We start from the raw sequence: 20823 nt of genomic DNA on the forward strand, positions 1-20823 counted from the left end.
AACTCAGATTTGCTTGCGCAGGCTGGCCGGCGCGATCTTGAGCTGCTCGCGGTATTTGGCAACGGTGCGTCGCGCGCAGGCGATGCCCTGTTCCTTGAGCATCTCGGCCAGCTGGTTGTCCGACAGCGGCTTGAGCGGGTCTTCGGCGGCGACGAACTGGCGCAGCAGCGCGCGCACCGCGGTGCTCGACGCGCTGCCCCCCGCGTCCGTGCCCAGGCCGGAGCCGAAGAAATACTTGAGCTCATAGGTGCCCTGCGGCGTGGCCATGAATTTGCCGTTGGTCACGCGCGAAATGGTCGATTCGTGCATGCCGAGCTCTTCGGCGATCTCGCGCAGCACCAGCGGGCGCATGGCCAGGTCGCCGTGGATGAAAAAGGCTTTTTGCTGCTCGACGATGGCGCGCGCGGTGCGCAAGATGGTGTCAAAGCGCTGCTCGATGTTCTTGATGAACCAGCGCGCCTCGGTCAGGCGCGCCTGCAGCTCGGGGTGGCCCTCCTCCTTGCGGTGCTGGCGCAGTGCCTGGGCATAGGCGTCGTGCACGCGCAGGCGCGGCATCACCTCGGGGTTGAGTTGCACATCCAGGCGCAGCTCGCCGCCCTGCAGGCGCCGGCGCACGATGACATCGGGCACGATGATGTTGCGCTCCACCTCGGCAAAGCGCCGCCCGGGCCGCGGCTCCAGGCGTGCGATCAGCGCCATCGCGGCGCGCGTTTCTTCCTCGTTGGCGTTGCAGGCCTGCGCGAGACGGCGCACGTCGCGGCGCGCCAGCCATTCCAGCGGCTGCCTGCAGATCACCTGCGCAGCGCAGAGCACGGCGGGCGGCTGTGCTTCGCTCAGCCCCAGGGCACGCACCTGCAACTGCAGGCATTCGGCCAGATCGCGCGCACCGACGCCGGTGGGCTCCAGGCTTTGCAGCAGCTTGAGCGCAATGCCGAACTGCTCGACCACTTCCTGCACGCGTTCGAGGTCGCCGCTGCCCACCAGACCCTCGGCGAGCGACTGCAGCGAATCCTCCAGGTAGCCGTCGTCGTTCAGCGAATCGATCAGGAAGGACAGCGCGGCCCGCTCCTCGCGCGTGAGGCGCAGCGCCAGCGCCTGGCGGTGCAGGTGATCGGCCAGGGTCTCGTGCGCGCTCTCCCGGTTGCCGACGGCATCGTCGTCGGTGTCCGGCGCGGGGCCGGCGCCGGGCGCCTCGGCGCTCCAGGGGCTGTCGCCGCTGGCAGCGTCGACAACATCGTCGCCATCCCAGTCGCTGTCGCTTTTGGTGCTGTTTTCGGCTCTTTCGCTTGCCGGACTTGCGTCGAATGCTTCTGATATGGGAGCAATTTCGCTGCGCTCGAGCTTGCGCTCCGGCGCCGCTGGCGACTGCGCCTCGCCAGCGGGCTCGTCGCTGGCGAGCTCCAGGAAGGGGTTGTCCACCAGCATGTCCTGCACTTCCTGCGACAGCTCCAGCGTCGACAGCTGCAGCAGGCGGATGGACTGCTGCAGCTGCGGCGTGAGCGCCAGATGCTGCGAGACGCCCAGGGACAGGCCGACCTTTGCCATTGCCCTACATCCGGAAATGCTCGCCGAGGTAGACGCGACGCACCTCGGCGTTGTCCACGATCTCGGACGGCGTGCCGCGCGCCAGCACCCGGCCTTCGCTGATGATGCAGGCGTGGTCGCAGATGCCCAGGGTCTCGCGCACGTTGTGGTCGGTGATGAGCACGCCGATGCCGCGCTCCTTGAGGAAGCCGATGATGCGTTGGATCTCGATCACGGCGATCGGATCGATGCCGGCAAAGGGCTCATCGAGCAGGATGAAGCGCGGCTGCGTCGCCAGCGCGCGCGCGATCTCCACGCGCCGGCGCTCGCCGCCCGAAAGCGCCATGGCGCGCGCGTCGCGCAGATGCTCCACATGCAGATCCTGCAGCAGTGCGCTCAAGCGCCGCTCGATTTCCGCGCCTGGCAGCGGCTTGCCGTTCTCGCCGCGCTGCAGCTCGAGCACCGCGCGCACGTTCTCCTGCACGCTGAGCTTGCGAAATATCGATGCTTCCTGCGGCAGGTACGACAGCCCCAGTTGCGAGCGCCTGTGGATGGGCATGTGCGTCACGTCGCGCCCGTCGATGGTGATGCTGCCGCCATCGCAGCGCACCAGGCCGACGATCATGTAAAACGAGGTGGTCTTGCCGGCGCCATTGGGGCCCAGCAGCCCGACCACCCCGCCTTCGGGGACTTGCAGCGACACGTCCTCTACCACGGTGCGCCCGGCATAGCTCTTTCTCAGATGCTCAACGCACAGCAGGCTGGTACCTGCTGCAGGGCTCAGCGGGCGGATCATGGCGCCTGGCGCGGCGCGGGCGCAAGCTCCGGGCTGGCGCGCAATGCGGGCGTTTCGGTGGTGGCAGCAGCCGACGGTGCCGGCTTTTCCTTCGGTGCCAGCGTGGCCCGCACGCGCGTGCCGCCAGTGGCGCCCGGCTGGCGTGGCGCACCATCGACGGTGAAGATGTCGGTGGCGTTGTTGTAGGTGATCACGGCGCCGCTGATGTCGTCGCTCAGCACGCCGGCGCGCAGGCGGCGCAGCTCGGCGCGGCGCTGCAGCTTGATGAGCTCGGTGCGTCCGTCCCAGTCTATGGTTTCGGCCTCGCCCTCGATGAATTCCTCGGGTGCGCCCTTGGGGGTATCGCGTTTTTGGCGGAAGTACGCGCGCTTGCCAGGCGCTGCGGTCACGATGCCGCTCTGGTGCCCCTGCCCGTCTTCCTGCACCTGCACCTTGGCGCCGCGCAGCACCATGCTGCCTTTGGTGATCACCACGTTGCCGGTGAACACGCTGGTGAGCTTGACATCGTCACGCACCAGGCTGTCGGCCTCGACGTGCATGGGCTGGTCGCGATCGGCTTTTTCCGCATGCGCCGCGCTGCCGCTGGCAAGCAGCAGCACGGTGACGATCAGCAGCAGGGAGTGGCGATGGGTCATGGTGCGGGTCAAGGCACGGTTCTTGCAATTGATTGTAGCCACCGCCTGCGCGGGAGATGCATGAGCGGGGCGAACATGAAAAAGCGCGCCCGAGGCGCGCTTTGGCTGGAGTGGCTCTTGGTCACCCTCAGGTCGTGCGCTCCTTTTGCACCAGGAAATCCACCGTCTGCAGTACCACCTGCATGCTGCCGGCGAGCGTGCCGTCCGTATAAAAGCGTCCGGCCACGCCCATCGATGGCACGCCCTCGACGTTGTAGGCCGCCTGCAGCTGTGTCGCCTTGCGCACGTTGTTGGCTACGGAGAAGGAGTTGTAGGCCTCCTTGAACTTGGCGCCATCCAGCCCCTGTTTGACCACCCAGTCGAAGATCGCGGCGTCCTTGTTCAACGACAGGCGCTCGACGTGGATCGCGTGAAACACCTTGGCGTGCAGCTCCTTGAGCTTGTCCATGCTCTCGAGCGCGAAGTAGAGCTTTTGCTCCGGCACGAAGCTGGCATTGAAGGCCACCGGCATGCGGCGAAAGAACACGTCCTTGGGTAGCGCTGCCATCCACTGCGAGAGTGCGGGCTCGAACGCATTGCAGTGCGGGCAGCTGTACCAGAAAAATTCGATGACTTCCACCTGGCCCTTGGGTGCTTCGGTCATCGCCGGTTTCTTCAATTCCAGGTATTCGATGCCCTCTTCGAATTTGCCGCCCTTGGCGCGTGCCGCCAGCGGCAGGCCCATGGTGGTCGCGGCCAGTGCCGAACCGACAGAGAGGGAAAAATCGCGACGTTTCATGCGATGGGGCTCCGGAAGAAGGGGAAAGAACAGGTCTGACGCGGCTGGCGGCGAAAAGGTTCACTGACCGACGCGCACCAGGATGGAGGCGATGCCGGCGCCGTCGAGCTTGCCCTTGAGCTGCTCGGCATCGTCGCGGCGCGCAAACGGGCCGATGCGCACACGGTAGACCGCACGGCCGCTTTGCTGGCCTTCGCTCACGCGCGCTTCCCAGCCCAGCATGGCCAGTTGGGCGCGCTGGGCGTCGGCCTCGTCGGGCGCGCGAAAGGCACCGGCCTGGATGAAATAGTTGTAGCTGCCGGCGGCGGCCGCGGTGGCTGCTGCGCCGGGCGCGACCGCTGCCGTGGTGGTGCTGGCGCCTTGTGCCTTGGCGCGTGCCAGGTCGCCGAGCGGATCGGCGCTGGTGGCGGGCACCGGCACGGCAGCGGCGCTGCCAGCCTCACCGGCCACGGCAGGTGGCTGTGCACTGGCGGCGGTGGCTGCGGCGGCCGCCGCGCTGGTGGGTGCCGGCGTGATGCTGCCATTGCTGCTCAGGCTGGCGTTGGGGTTCCAGTTCTTGTTGCGCTCGGCGTCCTTGGCATCCTGATCGGCCAGGCGGCTGCCGCCGTTCATGAATGGCACCGGAACCTTGTTGACGTAAGCGGCGACTGCCAGCGCAATCCCCAGGCCGATCACCACGCCCAGGATCAAGCCTGCAAACGTGCCTCCGCCTTGCCCTTTTTTCGCCATGTTCACATCCGTTGAGGGGCCGAGACGCCGAGCAGCGCCAAGCCGTTTTCCAGCACCTGGCGGGTGGCGGCCACCAGCGCCACGCGTGCAGTTTTCACCGCTTCATCATCCACCAGAATGCGCTCGGCATCGTAGTAACTATGGTAACTGGCGGCGAGCTCGCGCAGGTAGAAGGTCACGTCGTGCGGCGCGTTGCTGCTGGCGGCCGACGCCAGCATGTCGGGGTATTTGGCCAGCTGCAGCATCAGCGCCTGTGCCGCGGGGGTATCCAGCGGCGACAGATCCGCGTCCACGAGCGCGCCGATGTCGAAATCCTCGCGCCAGCCGCGCAGCACCGAGCAGATGCGTGCATGCGCATACTGCACGTAGTACACCGGGTTGTCGTTGTTCTGCGCGATCGCCAGATCGACGTCGAAGGTGTATTCAGTGTCGGGCTTGCGGCTCAAGAGGAAGAAGCGCACCGCGTCTTTGCTGGTCCACTCGATCAGGTCGCGCAGCGTCACGTAGGAGCCCGCGCGCTTGCTGATCTTGACCTCTTCGCCGCCCTTGACCACGCGCACCATGGTGTGCAGCACGTAATCCGGGTAGCCCTGCGGAATGCCGACATCGGCGGCTTGCAGCCCGGCGCGCACACGCGCGATGGTGCCGTGGTGGTCGGTGCCCTGGATGTTCACCGCCTTGGTGTAGCCGCGCTGGAATTTCTGGATGTGGTAGGCGACGTCGGGCACGAAGTAGGTGTAGTGGCCGTCGCTTTTTCGCATCACGCGGTCTTTGTCGTCACCGTAGTCGGTGGACTTGAGCCAGAGCGCGCCGTCCTTCTCATACGTCTTGCCATTGGCGACGAGGCGCGCCACCGTGGCCTCGACATGGCCGTTGGCGTACAGGCTCGATTCCAGGTAGTACTCGTCGAACGTGAGGTTGAAGGCCTGCAAGTCCTTGTCTTGTTCATTGCGCAGGTAGGCGACGGCGAACTGGCGCACGTTGTCGTAATCCTGCACGTCGCCATTGGCGGTGAAGGCGCGGTCGTCCGCCGTGACGGTGGCTCTGGCGAGGAAGGCGTCGGCAATGTCCTGGATGTAGTCACCGTTGTAGGCGGCCTCGGGCCAGTCGGCATCGCCCGGTTTCACGCCTTGGGCGCGCAGCTGCGTACTCTTGGTGAGCGTGTCGATCTGCACGCCCGCGTCGTTGTAATAGAACTCGCGGTGCACGCTCCAGCCCTGCGTGGCGTAGAGGTTGCAAATCGCGTCGCCCAGCGCCGCCTGGCGCCCGTGGCCCACATGCAGCGGGCCGGTCGGGTTGGCCGAGACGAATTCGACGAGGATTTTTTCGCCGCGATCGGCCTGGTGGCCAAAGCGTTCCCGGCTGTGCAGCACCTCGCGCAGCACCTGCTGCTTGGCGGCAGGTTTGAGGCGAATGTTCAGAAATCCCGGTCCGGCGATCTCGATCGCCTCCACCCAGCGCTGCCAGGCGTTGGTCGCAAGCAACGCGGTTTGCAATTGTTCACCGAGCTGACGCGGGTTGGTCTTGAGCGCCTTGGCCAGCTGCATCGCCGCCGTGCAGGCCCAGTCGCCGTGCGCGGCCACCTTGGGCGATTCGAAGGCCGCACGCGCGCCTGCACCGGGCGAGAGTTTTTCCAGTTCGGCGGCCAGCGCCGCGAGCAGTTCTTGTTTGACGCTGAGCATAAGAGAGGAGATTTTACGGGGCGCCCTGACAACCCGATCGCCTGGCGCGGCGTTATGCTGCGTGGCCCGCTGCGCGATGCGGCGCGGTGGGCGTTTCATATTCCTGGCTCAAGGAGATACGCATGAAAAAATGGCTCGCCTTGCTGGCTGCCGCCGGCTGTGCCCTTTCCCTCGCTGCCCATGCCGCCGATGCGCCCGCCAAGGCTCCGACGGCGCAGCAGCAGAAAATGACCACCTGCAACGCCGAGGCCAAGACCAAGGCGCTCAAGGGCGATGAGCGCAAGGCCTTCATGAAGGAATGCCTGAGCGCCAAGAAGGCGCCCGCCGCGCCTGCCGCCGCAGCGACGCAGCAGGAGAAGATGAAAACCTGCAACGCCGACGCCAAGACCAAGGCGCTCAAGGGCGATGCACGCAAGGCCTTCATGAAGGAGTGCCTGGGCGGCAAGGCGGCCTGATCCGATGCGCCAAGACGCCACCGGCATGGCGTCGGCGCACGCCGGTGGCGCGGCCTCCCCGCCTGCGGAGCGGCGCATCACGCTGCGCGTCTGCGAAGCTGGCGATCTGCCAGCGCTGGCGGCACTGTTCACCGACGCCGTGCACGTGCTGGGCGCGCCGCATTACAACGCCGCGCAATTGCGCGCATGAGCACCCAGGCCGCCCGATCTGTCTGGCTGGGAACACAAGCTCGCCGGGCTGCATGTCTGGCTCGCGCAGGTGGACGGTACGCTCGCCGGATTCACTGCGTTCGATGACGCGGGTCATATTGAATTTCTCTTCACCGCGCCAGCGTTGGCGCGCCAAGGTGTTGCCACACACTTGTACCAGCAGGTGCGGCGCAGCGTTGGCGCGAGGGAGCTGTCGACCGAGGCGAGTCTCGTCGCGTTGCCGTTTTTCCTGCGCGAGGGCTTTGTTGTCGTTCAGGAGCAGCAGGTCATGCGCGCGGGCGTGCTGCTTCGCCGATTCGCGATGCGCCATTCACCACCCGAAGCAGCGTGCAACAACCCGCCTGTCGATGGCTTGCCCCAGCGCTGAACCGACCTTGCGAACAGGGTTCAGCGCGTGAACACCCCGCGCGCCAGAAACACCGCCAGCAGCACCACGACCACCATCAGGTGCGCGGCCCACATCACGAGCAGGCGGGTTTTCTTGAGTTCGTCCGCCGCGGGCAGCGCCCCGTCGGCATCGAGGCGGTGGCGCCAGCTGCGGTAGCGCCGCACTGCCATGACCAGCAGCAGCGCCATCGCCACCAGCAGGGCGATCTTGGCGTGCAGCAGGTGTTGCGACCAGTACCAGCCCGCGCCCTTCATGCCCCAGAAGGTACGCGCCACACCCGTCGCCAGCACGATCAGCGCCGACAGCAGGCTTAGCGCGTTCATGCGCACCAGACGGCGCACCACGGCGGGGTTCATCCAGTCGGCGCGGCACAGCGCGGTTTCGGCCGTCATGAAGGTGGCCAGCATGATGAAGGCCATGATGTGGGCCCAGGCCAGCAGACTTTCCAGAATCACGGTGCGGCATCCTTGTCAGAAACGGGGGCGCCAGTATTGCCCGGGCGCAAAGCCCCCCTGGCCCAGAAGGTTGGCTCGGCATAGCGCGCACGCAGAAAGTCCATCCACAGCCGCACCCGCAGCGGCAGGTGCTTGCGCTGCGGCAGCAGCAGGTAGATGCCGTTGGGCGGCGCGGCAAAGTCTTCGAGCACCGCCACCAAGCGCCCCTGCTCAATCTCGGTTTCCACTTCCCAGGTCGAGCGCCAGGCGATGCCGAAACCCGCCAGACACCAGTCGTGCAGTACCTGCCCGTCGGAGCAATCGAGCGGGCCGCTGGGCTTGATGTGCACCGTCTCGCGGCTGCCATCCGCGCGGCGTATGGAAAACGGCCACCCGCGCATCTGCGAGGCATCGCTGGACAGGGCCAGGCACTCGTGCTGCGCCAGCTCGCCGGGCTCGGTGGGCGTGCCGTGGCGCGCCAGGTACTCGGGCGTGGCCACGCATTGGCGGCGGTTGTCGGCCAGGCGCACGCTGACCAGCGATGAATCGGGCAGGTCACCTACGCGCACGCCGCAATCGTAGCCTTCGCCGCTCAGGTCTATGATGCGATCCGAGAGGTTCAGCGAGATCGTGACCTCCGGGTGCAGCGCGCGAAACGCCGGCACCAGCGGCGCGACATGGCGCCTGCCGAAGCCCGCCGGCGCGGTGATGCGCAAATGCCCCGTGGCCTTCACGCCGCCGGCCGAAACGCTGGCCTCGGCATGCGCGACATCGGCGAGCAGGCGCTGGCAATCTTCCAGAAACGCCGTGCCCTCATGCGTCAGCGTGATGCGCCGCGTGGTGCGCACCAGCAGCTTCACGCCCAGGTGCTCTTCCAGCGCATCCAGGCGCCTGCCCATGATGGCCGGGGCCGCGCCTTCGGCCCGCGCCGCCGCCGTGAGGCTGCCGCGTGTGGCGACCGAAACAAAGGAGGCGTAGGCCTTGAATTTATCCATGAAAAATGGCTGCAGCGCTCTTCCAGTATGCGCTTGCAACTATGAAATTTATAAGAGATTCCATCATTGCAGCGGTTATTTTTGCAAAAAAGTCACAGGTACAGCGTAAATTTGCTTATTTATCTTCAGAAATATTTGTAATAAAGTCCCACCCACACCAATCCAAGCCGGACGGCTGTCCCGGCATCTCCATCGTTTTCAGGGGTTTTCCATGACCGCACGTACCCGCATTCACGGCCTGCAGGTGGCCGACGAGCTTTACCAATTCATCAATGCCGAGGTGCTGCCCGGCACCGGCGTGGCGCAAGAGGCCTTCTGGAAGGGCTTTGATGCGCTGGTCGCCGATCTGGCGCCCAAGAACGCCGCGCTGCTGGCCGAGCGCGATCGTCTGCAGACCGAGCTCGATACCTGGCACAAGGCCAATCCCGGCCCTATCCGCGACATGGCGGCCTACCGCAAGTTTCTGGAGACGATTGGCTACCTGGTGGCGCCGCCCCAGGGCGTGCAGGCGACGACCAGGAACGTCGATGCGGAGCTCGCCATCCAGGCCGGCCCGCAGCTGGTGGTGCCGATATTGAACGCGCGCTACGCGCTCAATGCCGCCAATGCGCGCTGGGGCAGTTTGTACGACGCGCTCTACGGCACCGACGTGATCGCCGAGGAGGGCGGCGCCGAGAAGGGCAAGGGCTACAACCCGGTGCGCGGCGCCAGGGTGATCGAATACGCGCGCAATTTTCTGGATCAGGCGGTGCCGCTGGCGAGCGGATCGCACAAGGATGCGAGCGGCTACGCCATCGAAGGCGGGCAGCTCGCGGTGACGCTCCAGGGCGGCGCAAAGACCGGGCTCAAGAACCCGGCGCAGTTCGTCGGCTACCAGGGTGAGGCAGCAGCGCCGTCCGGCGTGCTGCTGGTGAACCACGGCATTCACGTGGACATTCGCATCGACCGCGCCACCGCGATCGGCAAGAGCGACGCGGCCGGCGTGGCGGACGTGGTGGTGGAAGCGGCGCTTTCGACCATCCTGGACCTGGAAGATTCGATTGCCGCAGTGGACGCCGAAGACAAGGTGCTGGGCTATCGCAATTGGCTGGGCATCCTGCGCGGCACGCTGACAGAAACCTTCGAAAAAGGCGGCAAGACCATGACGCGCGGGCTCAACCCCGACCGGCGCTACGTCGGCGCCAAGGGCGGCGAGATCGTGCTGCCCGGGCGCTCGCTGCTGTTCGTGCGCAACGTCGGCCATTTGATGACCAACCCGGCCATCCTTTGGGGCGCGGAAGGCCGCGAGATTCCCGAGGGCATCCTGGACGCGATGATCACCACCACGATCGCGTTGCATGATTTGAAGGGCCTGGGCGGTGCCAACGGCATCCGCAACTCGCGCAGCGGCAGCGTCTACATCGTCAAGCCCAAGATGCACGGTCCGGCGGAAGTCGGCTTTGCCAGCGAAATTTTCGCCCGCGTCGAGCAGGTGCTGGGCCTGGCCGAGAGCACCGTCAAGCTCGGCATCATGGATGAGGAACGCCGCACCAGCGTCAACCTCAAGGCCTGCATCGCCGCCGCCCCCAGCCGCATCGCCTTCATCAACACCGGCTTCCTGGACCGCACCGGCGACGAGATGCACACCTCGATGCACGCCGGCCCCATGATCCGCAAGGGCGAGATGAAGACCAGCGCCTGGATCGCTGCCTACGAGAAAAGCAACGTGCTCGTGGGTCTCGGCATGGGCCTGCGTGGCAAGGCGCAGATCGGCAAGGGCATGTGGGCCATGCCCGACCTGATGAAGGCCATGCTGGAGCAAAAAATCGGCCACCCCAAGGCCGGTGCCAACACCGCCTGGGTGCCCAGCCCCACGGCCGCTACGCTGCACGCGTTGCACTACCACCAGGTCAATGTGGCCGCGATCCAGCAGGCGCTGGAGAAAACCAATGCCGATGCCGAGCGCGATACCCTGCTCACCGGCCTGCTCACGGTGCCGGTCTCCAGCAACCCGAACTGGAGCAATGAGGAAAAGCAGCAGGAACTGGACAACAACATCCAGGGCATCCTGGGCTACGTGGTGCGCTGGGTCGATCAGGGCGTGGGCTGCTCCAAGGTGCCCGACATCCACGACATCGGCCTGATGGAAGACCGCGCCACGCTGCGCATCTCCAGCCAACATGTGGCCAACTGGCTGCTGCATGGCGTGGTCAGCGAAGGCCAGGTACGCGCCACCTTCGAGCGCATGTCCGCCAAGGTCGATCAGCAGAACGGTGGTGATCCGCTGTACGAGCGTATGCACGACCGCTATGGCGAATCCATGGCCTACCAGGCCGCCTGCGATCTGGTGTTCAAGGGATTGAGCCAGCCCAGCGGCTACACCGAACCGCTGCTGCACGCCTGGCGCCAGAAGCGCAAGGCGGCGCAAAAGAAGGCTTGAGCGCTTCTGGTTAGATAGCTGACAGCGCTTGCCAGGTCAGCGCAAACGGCGGTTTTGATATTGAATCAAACCGCCGTTTTTGCTGGATCTCAGAGCAGCTTGCGCACCGCGTCGGCCATCAGCTCATGGCCGCGCGGCGTGGGGTGAAAGGAATCGGAGAACAACCAGGTTTTCCACCAGTTGGCGCCGCCCGTGGCGCCCACCGGCGGGGTTTGCGCCGACAGCGCGGCGGCAGTGCAGGTCGGGAAGTCGTATTCCGGCAGGCCGCTGCTGTCCTGGCCCACCACCGGGCAGGCGGGGGTGGCGGTATTGGTGAGACCGAAGTCCGCGGGCTTGGCCACCATGGCCTTGAGCGTGCCGTCGAAATCGACCACGCCCACGGTCTTGCTGTCCTTGAAGCTCGCGCCCAGCGTCGTGTTGAAGGCCTGCACCCAGCCGCCGAACACTTGTTTGAGCTGCGCGGCTGCTTCGGGGCCCTGCTGCTGCGCAATCGCGGCCAGCACAAAGCCGAACTGCGGCGTGAGCGTCACGTCGGGTACGTTGAGCACCACCACGCGCGGGGCACCCTTGTCCACGGCATTGGTTTTGATCGTGCCGGCAAACTGCGTCGCCAGCGCCTGCATGTACAGGCCGCCGGCTTGCGCCATGCCGGTCTGGCCCTGCGCCAGCAGGGTCTGCACGGTGGCAGGGTCCAGCACGGTCGTCAGCATGGCAGCGAAGCTCGCGCCCTTGTCGCCCGCGGCCGCAAGGAAGGCCTTGATCAGGTCTGCGGCATCATTGCCGCCGCCGTCGATCAGCACGATGTCGTTCTTGTCGAACCCGGCGGCGCCCATCGCCTTGAGCTGCTGGGTGATGGAGACTGGCGAGGTCGGGTCCTTCAGGTTGTTGATGCGCCCGCCGCCGATGGCGTAGTTGGTGCACTTGTCGTTGGCGTTGAAGGTGCTGACGCTGGTGGCCACGTAGTGCGGGCACAGACTGGAAAAATTCTCGCTGGCGATGATTTCCGGCCAGATGGGTGTGGAGCCGGTGCCGGTGCGCGCCGTGCCCTGTACCGTGAACTTGTAGCCGAAGGTGCCGCTGTCGGCCAGGCTGTCGCCAGCCACCTTGACCGGATGAACGATATCGATACTGCCGCCGCCGCAGGCAGCCAGCAGGATGCTTGCCGCTGCCGCAGCGATCCAGCGCATGTGTTTCATGAAGGTCTCCTGTGAAATCGAGAGCAGGGTTGCCGGTGGCATTCTAGGGGGCTGACCGATCTGCCCAGGCCCAGTCGACGAGCGCATCCAGCGCCGTTCGTGCCGCCATCGCGTTGGGGTGGTTGATGAGCGCCACCAGCACGTAGCGCCGACCGCTGGCGCCGTGCACCACCCCGGCGATGGACGCCACGTCGCGCAGCGTGCCGGTCTTGAGGTGGGCGGTGCCCTGCGCGCGGCCCTTGCGCCGGCGCAGCGTGCCGTCCATGCCCGAAATCGGCAGCGAGGACAGCAGCTCGGGCATCACCGGTGATTCCCAGGCCTGCAGCAGCAGGCGCGCCAGCGCCTGCGCGGTGATGCGCCCTTCGCGGCTCAGGCCGGCGCCGTTGTCCATCACCAGCTCGTCGGCCGAGCCGCCATGCGCCGCCCACCACTGGGCCAGCGCCGCATGGGCGCTCTGCAGGCTGCCGCTGCCGCTTTCCTGCAGACCCAGCGTCAGCAGCAGCTGCTGCGCCATCACGTTGTTGCTGAACTTGTTGATGTCGCGGATTACCTCGGCAAGCGACGGTGAGGTGGAAACGAAGGCGGGCTTGAGGCCCTGCGGCAGCGCGCCATCCCGCACCTGACCGCTCAACTGGCCGCCGAGCTGCTGCCACATGCCGGCGATGGCGCGGGCCCCGAAGCGCTGCGGCTCCGCCGGTGCCACCGACCAGAGCTTTTCGCCGCAGGCCAGCGGATAGCTGCCCGCCAGCACGATGCGCCCGGGCTGCGCAAAATCGGCCTGCAGCCCCGCGCGCCAATCGCCGCAGGCCGTTCCCTGGGGTGCCAGCGCTACCGAGGCGGGCACCTGCATCGCTGCCAGCGGCGGCTCGAACGCGACATGCGCCACGCCCGCGGCAGCATCGGGGATGAAATCCAGCGTCAGCGCGTTGAAATTCACCAGCAGCGCATCCGGCGCCACGTTGTAGGGCCGCCAGGGCTCGCCATCGAACTCGCCCGCGTCGCGCACCGGCACGGTAAAGGCGCTTCGGTCCAGCACGATGTCGCCCTGGATGGCGCGTATGCCCTGGCCCTGCAGGCGGCGCAGCATCAGCCACAGGCGCTCGGCAACGAGCTTGGGGTCGCCCACGCCTTGGAGGACCACGTTGCCTCGCAGCACGCCATCGGTCACGGGCCCGTCGATGAACACCGGCGTTTGCCAGGTGAAGGCCGGCCCCAGCAGCTCCAGCGCCGCATAGGTGGTGACGAGTTTCATCACCGAGGCCGGGTTGCGTGCCACGTCCGCCTGCCAGGCCAGGCGCGGCGCTTGCCCATCGGCCGGCAGGACGACAACCGACAGCGCCTCCGGTGGCACCTTGGCGCGCTGCAGCGCCGCCTGCACTGTTGCGGGCAGGCCGGTAGCCGGGGTTTTCTGTGCGTGAACGGCGCCGATCCAGCAGGCGCTCAGGCAAAGGCAAAGAAGGAAGCGGAGGATGCGCAGATGGGGCATGGCGCGAGTTTAAGGAGGCAGTCGGGCTTGAGAATCGTCGGCTACAAATTGTCCGCAGCGGCCCATTTTTCACCGTCTTTTTGCCCAATAGCCCCGCTATTGGGCTGCAAATCCGGCAAAAACTGTGCTCGCTGGGGCCAATTTTCGCTTTCGACGCCTCAAGTCCGACAGCCTCCTGAGACGGGATAATTGCGCCACCATGCGCCTGCTTGCCTTTGATACCAGCACCGAGCACCTGTCCATCGCGCTGGCGCTGGACGGCCGGGTGTTCACGCATGCCGGCGCGGGCGGGGCGCAGGCCTCGCACACGCTGATTCCCGCCATTCTGGCGCTGCTGCAGCAGGCAGGCACGGCGCTGGACGCGCTGGACGCCATCGTGTTCGGCCAGGGCCCGGGTTCGTTCACCGGCTTGCGCACCGCCTGCGCGGTGGCGCAGGGCCTGGCGTTTGGTGCGCGCGGCGGCGCAGGCCTGCCGGTGCTGCCCGTGCCTACGCTGCTGGCGGTGGCGGAGGAGGCACGTGCCGCCCAGGGCTGCGCCCGGGTGATCGCCACGCTGGATGCGCGCATGGACGAGGTCTACACCGCCGCCTGTGCCTGGAGCGCCGCGCAGCAGCGCTGGGCGCTGCAGGGCGAACTGCACCTGCTGGCGCCAGAGGCCGTGCAGGTGCCGGCGGGCTGGACGCTGGCGGGCAACGCCGCCGCGGTCCATGGGGCACGCCTGGCACCGGGCGCCGCGCAGGTGGCCGCGCTGCCCACCGCCACCGCCTTGCTGCGATTGGCGCCGGTGCTGCTGGCCGCCGGTCAGGCGGTGGCCGCCGATGCGGCGCTGCCGCTGTACGTGCGCGACAAGGTGGCGCAGACCACGGCCGAGCGCGCGGCGCGCAAGGAGCAGGCGGCGTGAGCGCGCTGCCACGTCCCGAAGCCGGCTTTGAGCCGCTGGCGCTCAGGCATCTGGACGCGCTGATGGCGATCGAGCTGCAGGCCTATCCCGAACCCTGGAGCCGCGGCAACTTCCTCGATTCGATCAACGCCGGCTACCAGTGTCAGGCGCTGGTGGCGGGCGGCGAGCTGCTGGGTTATTTTGTCGTGATGATGGGCGTGGCAGAGGCGCATCTGCTCAACATCACCGTCGCTCCCGCCTGGCAGCACCAGGGCTGGGCGCGCGTGATGCTGGACGCCATCGCGCTCTGGGCGCGCGGGCGGGGCGCGCAGGCGCTGTGGCTGGAGGTGCGCGTGAGCAATGAGCGCGCGCGCGGCATCTACACCGCTGGCGGCTTTCGCAGCGTCGGCGTGCGTCGCGGCTACTACCCGATGCTGGGCGGTGGACGTGAAGATGCCGTCGTGATGAGCCTGACGCTATGAAGCTCGACAGCCGTCAGCGCGCCATGCTGGCCGAAATGGGAGTGCGGGTCTGGCAGCCCGAAGAACCCGCGCCCGCTGCTGCCACCGTCGCCGCGGTGACGGCCCCGGTGCGGCAGGCACCGGCGCCTTTTGCCCCGTCTGCGCCACCCGGCTCCACCGCGCCCGCCCGGCGCGCCGCGGTTGCGCCTGTTCCGGCGCCCGTGGCTGCGGTGGCACCCGCCGCCCGCACCGCGCCGATCTGGCAGCTGGATGCTCCCCAGCCGCTCTACCCCGATGTGCCGCCTGACGCTGGACCTGCCGGGCCGGCCTGGATGGTGGTGCTGGAGACACCGACGCCCGATGCGCCGCGCGCCGGTGAGGCCGGTGATTTGCTGCTCAACATGCTGCGTGCCATGCAGCTGGCGGACAACCCCCGCGTTTTCGTGGCGCCGGTGCGCCGCGCGCCGGCAATGGCGCAGGAAAACGAGGAGCGGCTCGCCCAAGCGATGCAGCAGGTGCAGCCGGTGGTGGTGCTGGCGCTGGGCCTGGGCGCTGCCCGCGCCGTGCTCGGCGGCAGCGAGCCGCTGGGGCGACTGCGCGTCAGCGAGCACCGCCTGGCAGGCGGCACGCCGCTGGTCGTCAGCTACGCGCCGGCCGATCTGCTGCGCCAGAAATCGGCCAAGCGCGATGCCTGGGCCGACCTGCAGCGCGCGATGGCGTTGGCGGATGCGGTGCGATAATCGCCCGTTCAATCATCAGGAGACAGCTCCGTGGAAGCCAGCCCCAGTTGCCGGCTTTCGGCCTCCCGGCCCGGGTAATGCGGCCAGGGGGTACCGAAAGCGCCCCCACCCCTACCGCAGCACACCACTTCAGGGAGAGCGTGAGCCATGCTCAACATCTTTTCGCTGGTCAACGGCCGACTGGTTCAGGAAGAAATCGAATCGCTGGACGAGCTCGCCCGGTTCAAGCCGATCTGGGTCGACCTCGAATCGCCGACGCGCGAGGAAAAGCGCTGGGTGGCCCAGCACTACGGCCTGTCGATTCCCGAAGACGCAATGGACGACGACATCGAGGAGTCGGCGCGCTTCTATGAGGAAGACAACGGTGAGCTGCACATCCGCAGCGACTTCCTCATTGATGACGACGACGACCCGCGCTCGGTGCGCGTGGCCTTCATCCTGAACCAGCACAACACCGAGCTCAAGAGCTGCGGCGTACTCTTCTCCATCCATGAGGAAGACATCCCGGTGTTTCGCCTGGTGCGCATGCGTGCGCGCCGCGCACCGGGCCTGATCGCCGACGCCAAGGAGGCGCTGCTCAACCTCTTCGACACCGACGTGGAGTATTCGGCCGACACGCTCGAGGGCATCTACGACGAGCTGAAAAAAGTCAGTACCCAGGTGCTCGAAGGCCAGATGACCGACAGCCACGCGCAGCAGGTGCTGGCCGACATCGCCTGGGAAGAAGACCTGAATGGGCGCATCCGGCGCAACATGCTCGACACGCGCCGCGCCGTGAGCTTCATGATGCGTAGCCGCATGCTCAACGCCGAGCAGTTCGAGGACGCGCGCCAGATCCTGCGCGACATCGAGTCGCTCGACAGCCACACGCAGTTCCTGTTCGACAAGATCAACTTCCTGATGGATGCGACGGTCGGTTTCCTGAACATCAACCAGAACAAGATCATCAAGATCTTCTCGGTCGCAAGCGTCGCGCTGCTGCCGCCGACGCTGATCGCCAGCGTCTACGGCATGAACTTTCGCGCCATGCCCGAGCTGGAGTGGGAGCATGGCTATCTGTATGCCGTCGTGCTCATGGTCCTCAGCGCCCTGGGGCCCATGCTGTACTTTCGCAAGCGCGGTTGGCTGGCTTGAATGCCAAGCCGTATGACCGGGCGTCAGTCGGCGGCGTAGACCTTGCACAGCAGCCGCATCAACGTCTGCCGCTCGTGGGCCGTGAGGGCGGAGGCAATCTTGGCTTCCTGTGCGCTGACCAGTGGCTCGACCTCCCGCATCAACGCGTAACCGGCCTCGGTCAGGTGCAGACCGAGCGCACGGCCGTCTTGCGGATGCGGATGGCGCAGCAGCAGGCCACGCTTTTCCAGCGCGGCAATCTTGCCCACCAGATTGGGTGGCAGCAGGTTGAGCGTGTCGCAGAGCTGGCGCGAGGTCACGCCCGGGTTGTGGTGCACGATCGAGAGGATGGAGAAATCGACGATGCGCAGCTTGTACGGCGCCATGCACGCGAGGAAGGCGCCGATGGCCTTGAGCGCCACCATGCGGGCGTTGAAGCCCAGCAGGGTTTGCAGGAAGCTGGCGTCCACCGTATCGACGGCGGCGCAAGGATCAACGGCGGCAACGGAGTCGGAAGAGGCGGTCACGGGGCGGCAGCGGGCAATCGGTGGCTGATGATCGCACAACGCATGGGCAGCTCGGGGGCGATCCAGCGCTGCAGCGCCTGCAGGGGCGCATGCCAGCGTGCGGGCTCCCCGCAGCTATCTGCGGTGGCCTCAATGCGGCTGCCGGCCCAGCACAGCAGGGCCACGGCGGCGGCGCGCAGGTAGTCGTCCGCCACCTCATAGGGCAGCGCCGCATCGGCGTGGCAGGCTGCCACCAATTCCGGCGTCAGCGCCCGCAGTGCCTGCAAATGGGTGCGCGCCAATGCCGCCAGGGCGGTTTTGCCCAGCGGCTGTGCGAGTTCTTCCAGCCATGTGCACCAGTTCTGGCCGCCGTCGGCCAGCACCTTGCGCACCAGCAGGTCGATCGCCTGGATTTCGTTGGTGCCCTCGTAGATCATGGTCACGCGGGCATCGCGCACATGCTGCTCGATGCCCGATTCACGCACATAGCCGTGACCACCGAAGACCTGCAGGCAATCGCTGGCGCCATGAAACGCCTGGTGCGTGAAGGCGGCCTTCATCACCGGCGTGGTGAGCGCGCACCAGTGCTCGGCCTGGGCTCGGCGCGCAGCATCCGGATGGTGGCGTGCGATGTCGAGCTCCAGCGCCGTCTGGTAGGCCAGCACGCGGCCGGCGTCTATCCAGGCGCGCTGGGTGTCGAGGATGCGGCGCATCGCCGGGTGTTCGATCAGCAGGCTGGCGGCGCTTGCGCCCGGCGCGCGCATCTGGCGGCGCTCGCGCGCGTAGGCGTCGGCCTTCTGCCAGGCGGCATCGAGCAGCCCCAGTCCCTGCAGCGCCACATGCAGGCGCGCCGCGTTCATCATCACGAACATCGCTGCCAGGCCGCCGCCCGGCGCGCCGACGATCCAGCCGCGCGCGTTGTCGAAGCGCATTGCGCAGGTGGGGCTGGCATGCAGGCCCATTTTTTCCTCGATGCCCTCGCAGGTGACGGCGCTGCGCGTGCCATCGGGGTAGAACTTGGGCACCAGGAACAGCGACAAGCCCTTGGGGCCGGCGGGCGCACCGGGCTCGCGCGCCAGCACCAGGTGCACGATGTTGTCGGCGAGGTCGTTTTCGCCGCTGCTGATGAAGATCTTGCTGCCGCTGATGAGGTGCGAGCCATCGGCCTGTGGCAGCGCGCGGGTGCTGACCAGACCCAGGTCGCTGCCCGCCTGCGGCTCGGTCAGGCACATGGTGGCGAGCCATTCGCCGGTGGCGATTTTTTCCAGGTACTGCGCCTTGAGCCACTCGCTGCCGTGGTGGCGCAGGCAATCGTAGGCGCCGTGCAGCAGGCCGGGCGCCATGGTGAAGCCGTGGTTGGCGCCGCTGAGCATCTCGTAGAGCTGCGCTTCGAGCACCGCCGGCAGCCCCTGACCGCCATGAGCCGGATCGGCCGCGAGCGCCGGCCAGCCGCCCTGCCAGAACTGGCGATAGGCGTCGGCAAAGCCCGGTGGCATGGTGACCGCACCCTTGCGCCATTGCGCGCCGACTTCATCGCCGACGCGGTTCAGCGGCGCGATCACCTGCGCCACGAACTTGCCGGCTTCCCCCAGCACCTGGGTGGCCAGCGCGGCGTCGATATCGGCGAACGGCGCAAGCTGCTGCCACTGGCTGGAGGCGCCCAGCACGTTCTCGAGAATGAAAGTGCGCTCGGCGGTGATTGGTTGGTAGTCGGCCATGCACAGTCCTATCAAGAAAAGAGCTGCTTGCGCAGCTCTGTATTGGGGTTTGGCGGGTTTTACTTCTCAACCTTGAACTTGCCGTCGACCACCTTCATCATCACGCCGGTGTCGTTGGTATAGCCCCAGTGGTCCTTGGCGGTCCAGTCCAGCACGCCATGGGCCAGCACGGTGCGGCCGATATGCTCGAAGGCGTCGCGCAGCGCGGCGCGGAATTCGGGCGTGCCGGGCTTGGCGGTTTTCAGTGCGATCGGCACCGCCTTTTCCATCACGATGATCGAGTCATAGGCGTGGCCGGCAAACTGGTTGCGCGAACCCGGGCCGTAGGCCTTTTCATACTGCGTCACGAACTTGATCGCCTCGGCCTTGGAGGGGTGCGCATCGGGCAGCTGCTCGGCCAGCACCGCCGGGCCCGAGACCACGTAGGTGCCTTCCACCGCCTTGCCACCCACGCGCATCAGGTCGCTGGTGGCGGCCGCGTGCGTCTGGTAGACCAGCCCCTTGTAGCCGCGCTCGCGCAGCGACACCTCGGGCATGGCTGCGCCGCTTCCCGAGGCCACGACGAGGATGGCCTGCGGGTTGGCTGCGACCAGCTTGAGTGCCTGGCCGGTCACGCTGGTGTCGGCGCGCGCAAAGCGCTCCACCGGGCCGAACTGGATGCCAGCGGCCTCGGCCAGCGGCTTGAAGTCCACCAGCCAGGTCTCGCCGTAGGCGTCGCTGTAGCCGAGGAAGCCCACGGATTTGACGCCGTGTTTCTTCATGTGCTCGAGCACCGCATGGCCCATCACCGCGTTGGACTGCGGCAGGCGAAACAGCCAGTGGTCCTTGCCCGCGGGTGTGGCCACCGGCGACCACGAAATCTGCGGCGTCTTGGATTCCTCGGCCACCTGCGAGATGGCGGCGGCCACGGGCGTTGCCACCGAGCCCATGATGACGTCGACATGGTCCTGGGTGACGAACTTCTGCGCGATCTTCACGCCATTGGTCGGATCGGTGGCGTCGTCGAGCACGATCACGTTGAGCTTCTCGCCCGCGATCTCCTTGGGCCAGAGCTTGACCTGGTTGCCCACTGGAATACCCAGGCCCGAGGCCGGGCCGGTCAGTGGCGCGACCACGCCAATGGTGATGTCGGCCAGTGCCGCGCCGCTGGCGGCGAGGGCGGCGGCGGCCACAAGGGCCTTGAGATGCAAGCGCTTCATGGTGTCTCCTGGAGTGCGCGTTGAAGAAAGGGGAAAGAGGCGCGCGGGCCTGCGTCAGGCACAGCGCTCCCTGATGAAATCGGGCACGGGAATCGCCTGCAGGCGCCCGCCCTCGGGGTGGATGCAGAAGGCGCGGGTCTCGCGGCCTTCGCACAGCAAGGTCTCGCCGTTCATCACCCGGTGCTTTTGCACAAAGGTCTTGGCGCCCCAGCTCTCGATGCTGGTGTGCACCTGCAGCGTGTCGCCGTAGGTGGCGGGGCGCATGAACTTGGTGTGGATCTCCAAGAGCGGCGTGCCGATGATGCCGTGCGACTCTTTCAGTTCACGCCACGGCGGCACGCCGCACTGGCGGAAGAAGTCCAGCGACGAGGCATCCATCCACTTGCTGAAATTGGGGAAGAAGACGATGCCGGCCGGATCGCAATCGCCGAACATCACCTTCAGTTCGTAGACGGTGGTCTTGCTCATGGCGGGCAGTC

At 66.8% G+C, this 20823-nt stretch carries 23 protein-coding genes; 9 read left to right on the top strand and 14 right to left on the bottom strand.

Annotated elements, in window-relative coordinates:
- Nucleotides 1-3: 3 nt before the first annotated feature.
- The 6 genes from rpoN to argS all read right to left on the bottom strand — a co-directional run bounded on the left by rpoN (nucleotide 4) and on the right by argS (nucleotide 6144).
- On the bottom strand, nucleotides 4-1545 hold the full coding sequence (rpoN, locus tag ABS45_RS04430; RefSeq protein ID WP_291553421.1) for an RNA polymerase factor sigma-54: 1542 nt from the start codon (nucleotides 1543-1545) through the stop codon (nucleotides 4-6).
- Nucleotides 1546-1549: 4 nt separating this feature from the next.
- Nucleotides 1550-2320 carry an LPS export ABC transporter ATP-binding protein gene (gene lptB, locus ABS45_RS04435; RefSeq protein ID WP_291553423.1) on the bottom strand — a complete coding sequence of 257 codons (771 nt, stop codon included), beginning with the start codon at nucleotides 2318-2320 and terminating at the stop codon, nucleotides 1550-1552.
- On the bottom strand, nucleotides 2317-2955 hold the full coding sequence (gene lptA, locus ABS45_RS04440; RefSeq protein ID WP_291553425.1) for a lipopolysaccharide transport periplasmic protein LptA: 639 nt from the start codon (nucleotides 2953-2955) through the stop codon (nucleotides 2317-2319). The genes lptB and lptA overlap by 4 nt, the downstream gene beginning before the upstream one ends.
- Before the next feature lie 127 nt (nucleotides 2956-3082).
- Entirely contained in the window at nucleotides 3083-3733 is a 651-nt protein-coding gene (locus tag ABS45_RS04445; protein WP_291553426.1) for a thiol:disulfide interchange protein DsbA/DsbL, read from the bottom strand.
- Between the two features lie 60 nt (nucleotides 3734-3793).
- Entirely contained in the window at nucleotides 3794-4462 is a 669-nt protein-coding gene (locus tag ABS45_RS04450) for an SPOR domain-containing protein (protein WP_291553427.1), read from the bottom strand.
- Nucleotides 4463-4464: 2 nt separating this feature from the next.
- Entirely contained in the window at nucleotides 4465-6144 is a 1680-nt protein-coding gene (gene argS / locus ABS45_RS04455; RefSeq protein ID WP_291553428.1) for an arginine--tRNA ligase, read from the bottom strand.
- A gap of 122 nt (nucleotides 6145-6266) precedes the next feature.
- On the opposite strand from argS, the gene ABS45_RS04460 reads away from it, so the two are divergent.
- Genes ABS45_RS04460 through ABS45_RS04470 form a run of 3 tightly spaced genes read left to right on the top strand, consistent with a single transcriptional unit; the run spans nucleotide 6267 to nucleotide 7176 of the window.
- Nucleotides 6267-6599 carry a PsiF family protein gene (locus ABS45_RS04460; RefSeq protein ID WP_291553430.1) on the top strand — a complete coding sequence of 111 codons (333 nt, stop codon included), beginning with the start codon at nucleotides 6267-6269 and terminating at the stop codon, nucleotides 6597-6599.
- A gap of 4 nt (nucleotides 6600-6603) precedes the next feature.
- Nucleotides 6604-6789, top strand: a complete 186-nt coding sequence (locus tag ABS45_RS04465) for a hypothetical protein (RefSeq protein WP_291553432.1) — start codon at nucleotides 6604-6606, stop codon at nucleotides 6787-6789.
- Between the two features lie 18 nt (nucleotides 6790-6807).
- A complete protein-coding gene (locus tag ABS45_RS04470; protein ID WP_366246623.1) occupies nucleotides 6808-7176 on the top strand; it encodes a GNAT family N-acetyltransferase in 369 nt (122 codons plus the stop codon).
- Between the two features lie 20 nt (nucleotides 7177-7196).
- On the opposite strand, the gene ABS45_RS04475 is transcribed toward ABS45_RS04470, so the two are convergent.
- Together ABS45_RS04475 and ABS45_RS04480 are read right to left on the bottom strand one after the other, a co-directional pair.
- Nucleotides 7197-7652, bottom strand: coding sequence for a DUF2214 family protein (locus ABS45_RS04475; protein WP_291553434.1), 456 nt, complete (start codon nucleotides 7650-7652; stop codon nucleotides 7197-7199).
- Complete coding sequence (locus ABS45_RS04480) at nucleotides 7649-8626, bottom strand: LysR family transcriptional regulator (protein ID WP_291553436.1); 978 nt, start codon at nucleotides 8624-8626, stop codon at nucleotides 7649-7651. Before ABS45_RS04480 ends, ABS45_RS04475 begins: the two co-directional genes overlap by 4 nt.
- A 5-nt stretch (nucleotides 8627-8631) precedes the next feature.
- On the opposite strand from ABS45_RS04480, the gene ABS45_RS04485 reads away from it, so the two are divergent.
- Both ABS45_RS04485 and ABS45_RS04490 read left to right on the top strand, forming a co-directional pair.
- Nucleotides 8632-8841: a hypothetical protein gene (locus ABS45_RS04485; protein ID WP_291553438.1), complete on the top strand. Its 210-nt coding sequence runs from the start codon at nucleotides 8632-8634 to the stop codon at nucleotides 8839-8841.
- A complete protein-coding gene (locus ABS45_RS04490) occupies nucleotides 8838-11045 on the top strand; it encodes a malate synthase G (RefSeq protein ID WP_291553439.1) in 2208 nt (735 codons plus the stop codon). Before ABS45_RS04485 ends, ABS45_RS04490 begins: the two co-directional genes overlap by 4 nt.
- A gap of 89 nt (nucleotides 11046-11134) precedes the next feature.
- Here the strand turns inward: ABS45_RS04490 and ABS45_RS04495 are convergent, their stop codons facing one another.
- Both ABS45_RS04495 and dacB read right to left on the bottom strand, forming a co-directional pair.
- Nucleotides 11135-12241 carry an SGNH/GDSL hydrolase family protein gene (locus ABS45_RS04495; protein ID WP_291553440.1) on the bottom strand — a complete coding sequence of 369 codons (1107 nt, stop codon included), beginning with the start codon at nucleotides 12239-12241 and terminating at the stop codon, nucleotides 11135-11137.
- A 43-nt stretch (nucleotides 12242-12284) separates the two neighbouring features.
- On the bottom strand, nucleotides 12285-13727 hold the full coding sequence (dacB, locus tag ABS45_RS04500; protein WP_291553442.1) for a D-alanyl-D-alanine carboxypeptidase/D-alanyl-D-alanine-endopeptidase: 1443 nt from the start codon (nucleotides 13725-13727) through the stop codon (nucleotides 12285-12287).
- Nucleotides 13728-13926: 199 nt separating this feature from the next.
- Here dacB and tsaB point away from each other — a divergent pair, with 199 nt between their 5' ends.
- The 4 genes from tsaB (at nucleotide 13927) to corA (ending at nucleotide 16942) form a co-directional block, all read left to right on the top strand.
- Nucleotides 13927-14628 carry a tRNA (adenosine(37)-N6)-threonylcarbamoyltransferase complex dimerization subunit type 1 TsaB gene (gene tsaB, locus ABS45_RS04505; protein WP_291553444.1) on the top strand — a complete coding sequence of 234 codons (702 nt, stop codon included), beginning with the start codon at nucleotides 13927-13929 and terminating at the stop codon, nucleotides 14626-14628.
- On the top strand, nucleotides 14625-15089 hold the full coding sequence (gene rimI / locus ABS45_RS04510; protein ID WP_291553446.1) for a ribosomal protein S18-alanine N-acetyltransferase: 465 nt from the start codon (nucleotides 14625-14627) through the stop codon (nucleotides 15087-15089). Before tsaB ends, rimI begins: the two co-directional genes overlap by 4 nt.
- The gene (locus tag ABS45_RS04515) at nucleotides 15086-15808 is read left to right on the top strand and encodes a uracil-DNA glycosylase family protein (RefSeq protein ID WP_291553448.1); all 723 of its coding nucleotides are present in this window, start codon (nucleotides 15086-15088) and stop codon (nucleotides 15806-15808) included. The genes rimI and ABS45_RS04515 overlap by 4 nt, the downstream gene beginning before the upstream one ends.
- Nucleotides 15809-15955: 147 nt before the next feature.
- A complete protein-coding gene (gene corA / locus ABS45_RS04520; RefSeq protein WP_291553450.1) occupies nucleotides 15956-16942 on the top strand; it encodes a magnesium/cobalt transporter CorA in 987 nt (328 codons plus the stop codon).
- A gap of 23 nt (nucleotides 16943-16965) precedes the next feature.
- Here the strand turns inward: corA and ABS45_RS04525 are convergent, their stop codons facing one another.
- Genes ABS45_RS04525 through ABS45_RS04540 form a run of 4 tightly spaced genes read right to left on the bottom strand, consistent with a single transcriptional unit; the run spans nucleotide 16966 to nucleotide 20812 of the window.
- A complete protein-coding gene (locus tag ABS45_RS04525) occupies nucleotides 16966-17448 on the bottom strand; it encodes a MarR family transcriptional regulator (RefSeq protein ID WP_291553452.1) in 483 nt (160 codons plus the stop codon).
- Nucleotides 17445-19145, bottom strand: a complete 1701-nt coding sequence (locus ABS45_RS04530) for an acyl-CoA dehydrogenase family protein (RefSeq protein ID WP_291553454.1) — start codon at nucleotides 19143-19145, stop codon at nucleotides 17445-17447. The genes ABS45_RS04525 and ABS45_RS04530 overlap by 4 nt, the downstream gene beginning before the upstream one ends.
- Before the next feature lie 59 nt (nucleotides 19146-19204).
- Nucleotides 19205-20344: an ABC transporter substrate-binding protein gene (locus ABS45_RS04535; protein ID WP_291553455.1), complete on the bottom strand. Its 1140-nt coding sequence runs from the start codon at nucleotides 20342-20344 to the stop codon at nucleotides 19205-19207.
- Nucleotides 20345-20398: 54 nt separating this feature from the next.
- Nucleotides 20399-20812 (bottom strand): thioesterase family protein, encoded by a 414-nt coding sequence (locus ABS45_RS04540; RefSeq protein ID WP_291553457.1) that lies wholly within the window; start codon nucleotides 20810-20812, stop codon nucleotides 20399-20401.
- Nucleotides 20813-20823: the final 11 nt, after the last annotated feature.

Origin of the sequence: Comamonas sp. SCN 65-56 (assembly GCF_001724135.1) — a bacterium.
In the GTDB taxonomy this organism is placed as follows: Bacteria; Pseudomonadota; Gammaproteobacteria; order Burkholderiales; family Burkholderiaceae_C; genus Comamonas_C.

Excerpts from the sequence above, each read along its gene's own strand:
- rpoN (WP_291553421.1), bottom strand. The coding sequence starts at position 1,545 with ATGGCAAAGGTCGGCCTGTCCCTGGGCGTCTCGCAGCATCTGGCGCTC.
- lptB (WP_291553423.1), bottom strand. The coding sequence starts at position 2,320 with ATGATCCGCCCGCTGAGCCCTGCAGCAGGTACCAGCCTGCTGTGCGTT.
- lptA (WP_291553425.1), bottom strand. The coding sequence starts at position 2,955 with ATGACCCATCGCCACTCCCTGCTGCTGATCGTCACCGTGCTGCTGCTT.
- ABS45_RS04445 (WP_291553426.1), bottom strand. The coding sequence starts at position 3,733 with ATGAAACGTCGCGATTTTTCCCTCTCTGTCGGTTCGGCACTGGCCGCG.
- ABS45_RS04450 (WP_291553427.1), bottom strand. The coding sequence starts at position 4,462 with ATGGCGAAAAAAGGGCAAGGCGGAGGCACGTTTGCAGGCTTGATCCTG.
- argS (WP_291553428.1), bottom strand. The coding sequence starts at position 6,144 with ATGCTCAGCGTCAAACAAGAACTGCTCGCGGCGCTGGCCGCCGAACTG.
- ABS45_RS04460 (WP_291553430.1), top strand. The coding sequence starts at position 6,267 with ATGAAAAAATGGCTCGCCTTGCTGGCTGCCGCCGGCTGTGCCCTTTCC.
- ABS45_RS04465 (WP_291553432.1), top strand. The coding sequence starts at position 6,604 with ATGCGCCAAGACGCCACCGGCATGGCGTCGGCGCACGCCGGTGGCGCG.
- ABS45_RS04480 (WP_291553436.1), bottom strand. The coding sequence starts at position 8,626 with ATGGATAAATTCAAGGCCTACGCCTCCTTTGTTTCGGTCGCCACACGC.
- ABS45_RS04485 (WP_291553438.1), top strand. The coding sequence starts at position 8,632 with ATGGCTGCAGCGCTCTTCCAGTATGCGCTTGCAACTATGAAATTTATA.
- ABS45_RS04490 (WP_291553439.1), top strand. The coding sequence starts at position 8,838 with ATGACCGCACGTACCCGCATTCACGGCCTGCAGGTGGCCGACGAGCTT.
- ABS45_RS04495 (WP_291553440.1), bottom strand. The coding sequence starts at position 12,241 with ATGAAACACATGCGCTGGATCGCTGCGGCAGCGGCAAGCATCCTGCTG.
- dacB (WP_291553442.1), bottom strand. The coding sequence starts at position 13,727 with ATGCCCCATCTGCGCATCCTCCGCTTCCTTCTTTGCCTTTGCCTGAGC.
- tsaB (WP_291553444.1), top strand. The coding sequence starts at position 13,927 with ATGCGCCTGCTTGCCTTTGATACCAGCACCGAGCACCTGTCCATCGCG.
- ABS45_RS04515 (WP_291553448.1), top strand. The coding sequence starts at position 15,086 with ATGAAGCTCGACAGCCGTCAGCGCGCCATGCTGGCCGAAATGGGAGTG.
- corA (WP_291553450.1), top strand. The coding sequence starts at position 15,956 with ATGCTCAACATCTTTTCGCTGGTCAACGGCCGACTGGTTCAGGAAGAA.
- ABS45_RS04530 (WP_291553454.1), bottom strand. The coding sequence starts at position 19,145 with ATGGCCGACTACCAACCAATCACCGCCGAGCGCACTTTCATTCTCGAG.
- ABS45_RS04535 (WP_291553455.1), bottom strand. The coding sequence starts at position 20,344 with ATGAAGCGCTTGCATCTCAAGGCCCTTGTGGCCGCCGCCGCCCTCGCC.
- ABS45_RS04540 (WP_291553457.1), bottom strand. The coding sequence starts at position 20,812 with ATGAGCAAGACCACCGTCTACGAACTGAAGGTGATGTTCGGCGATTGC.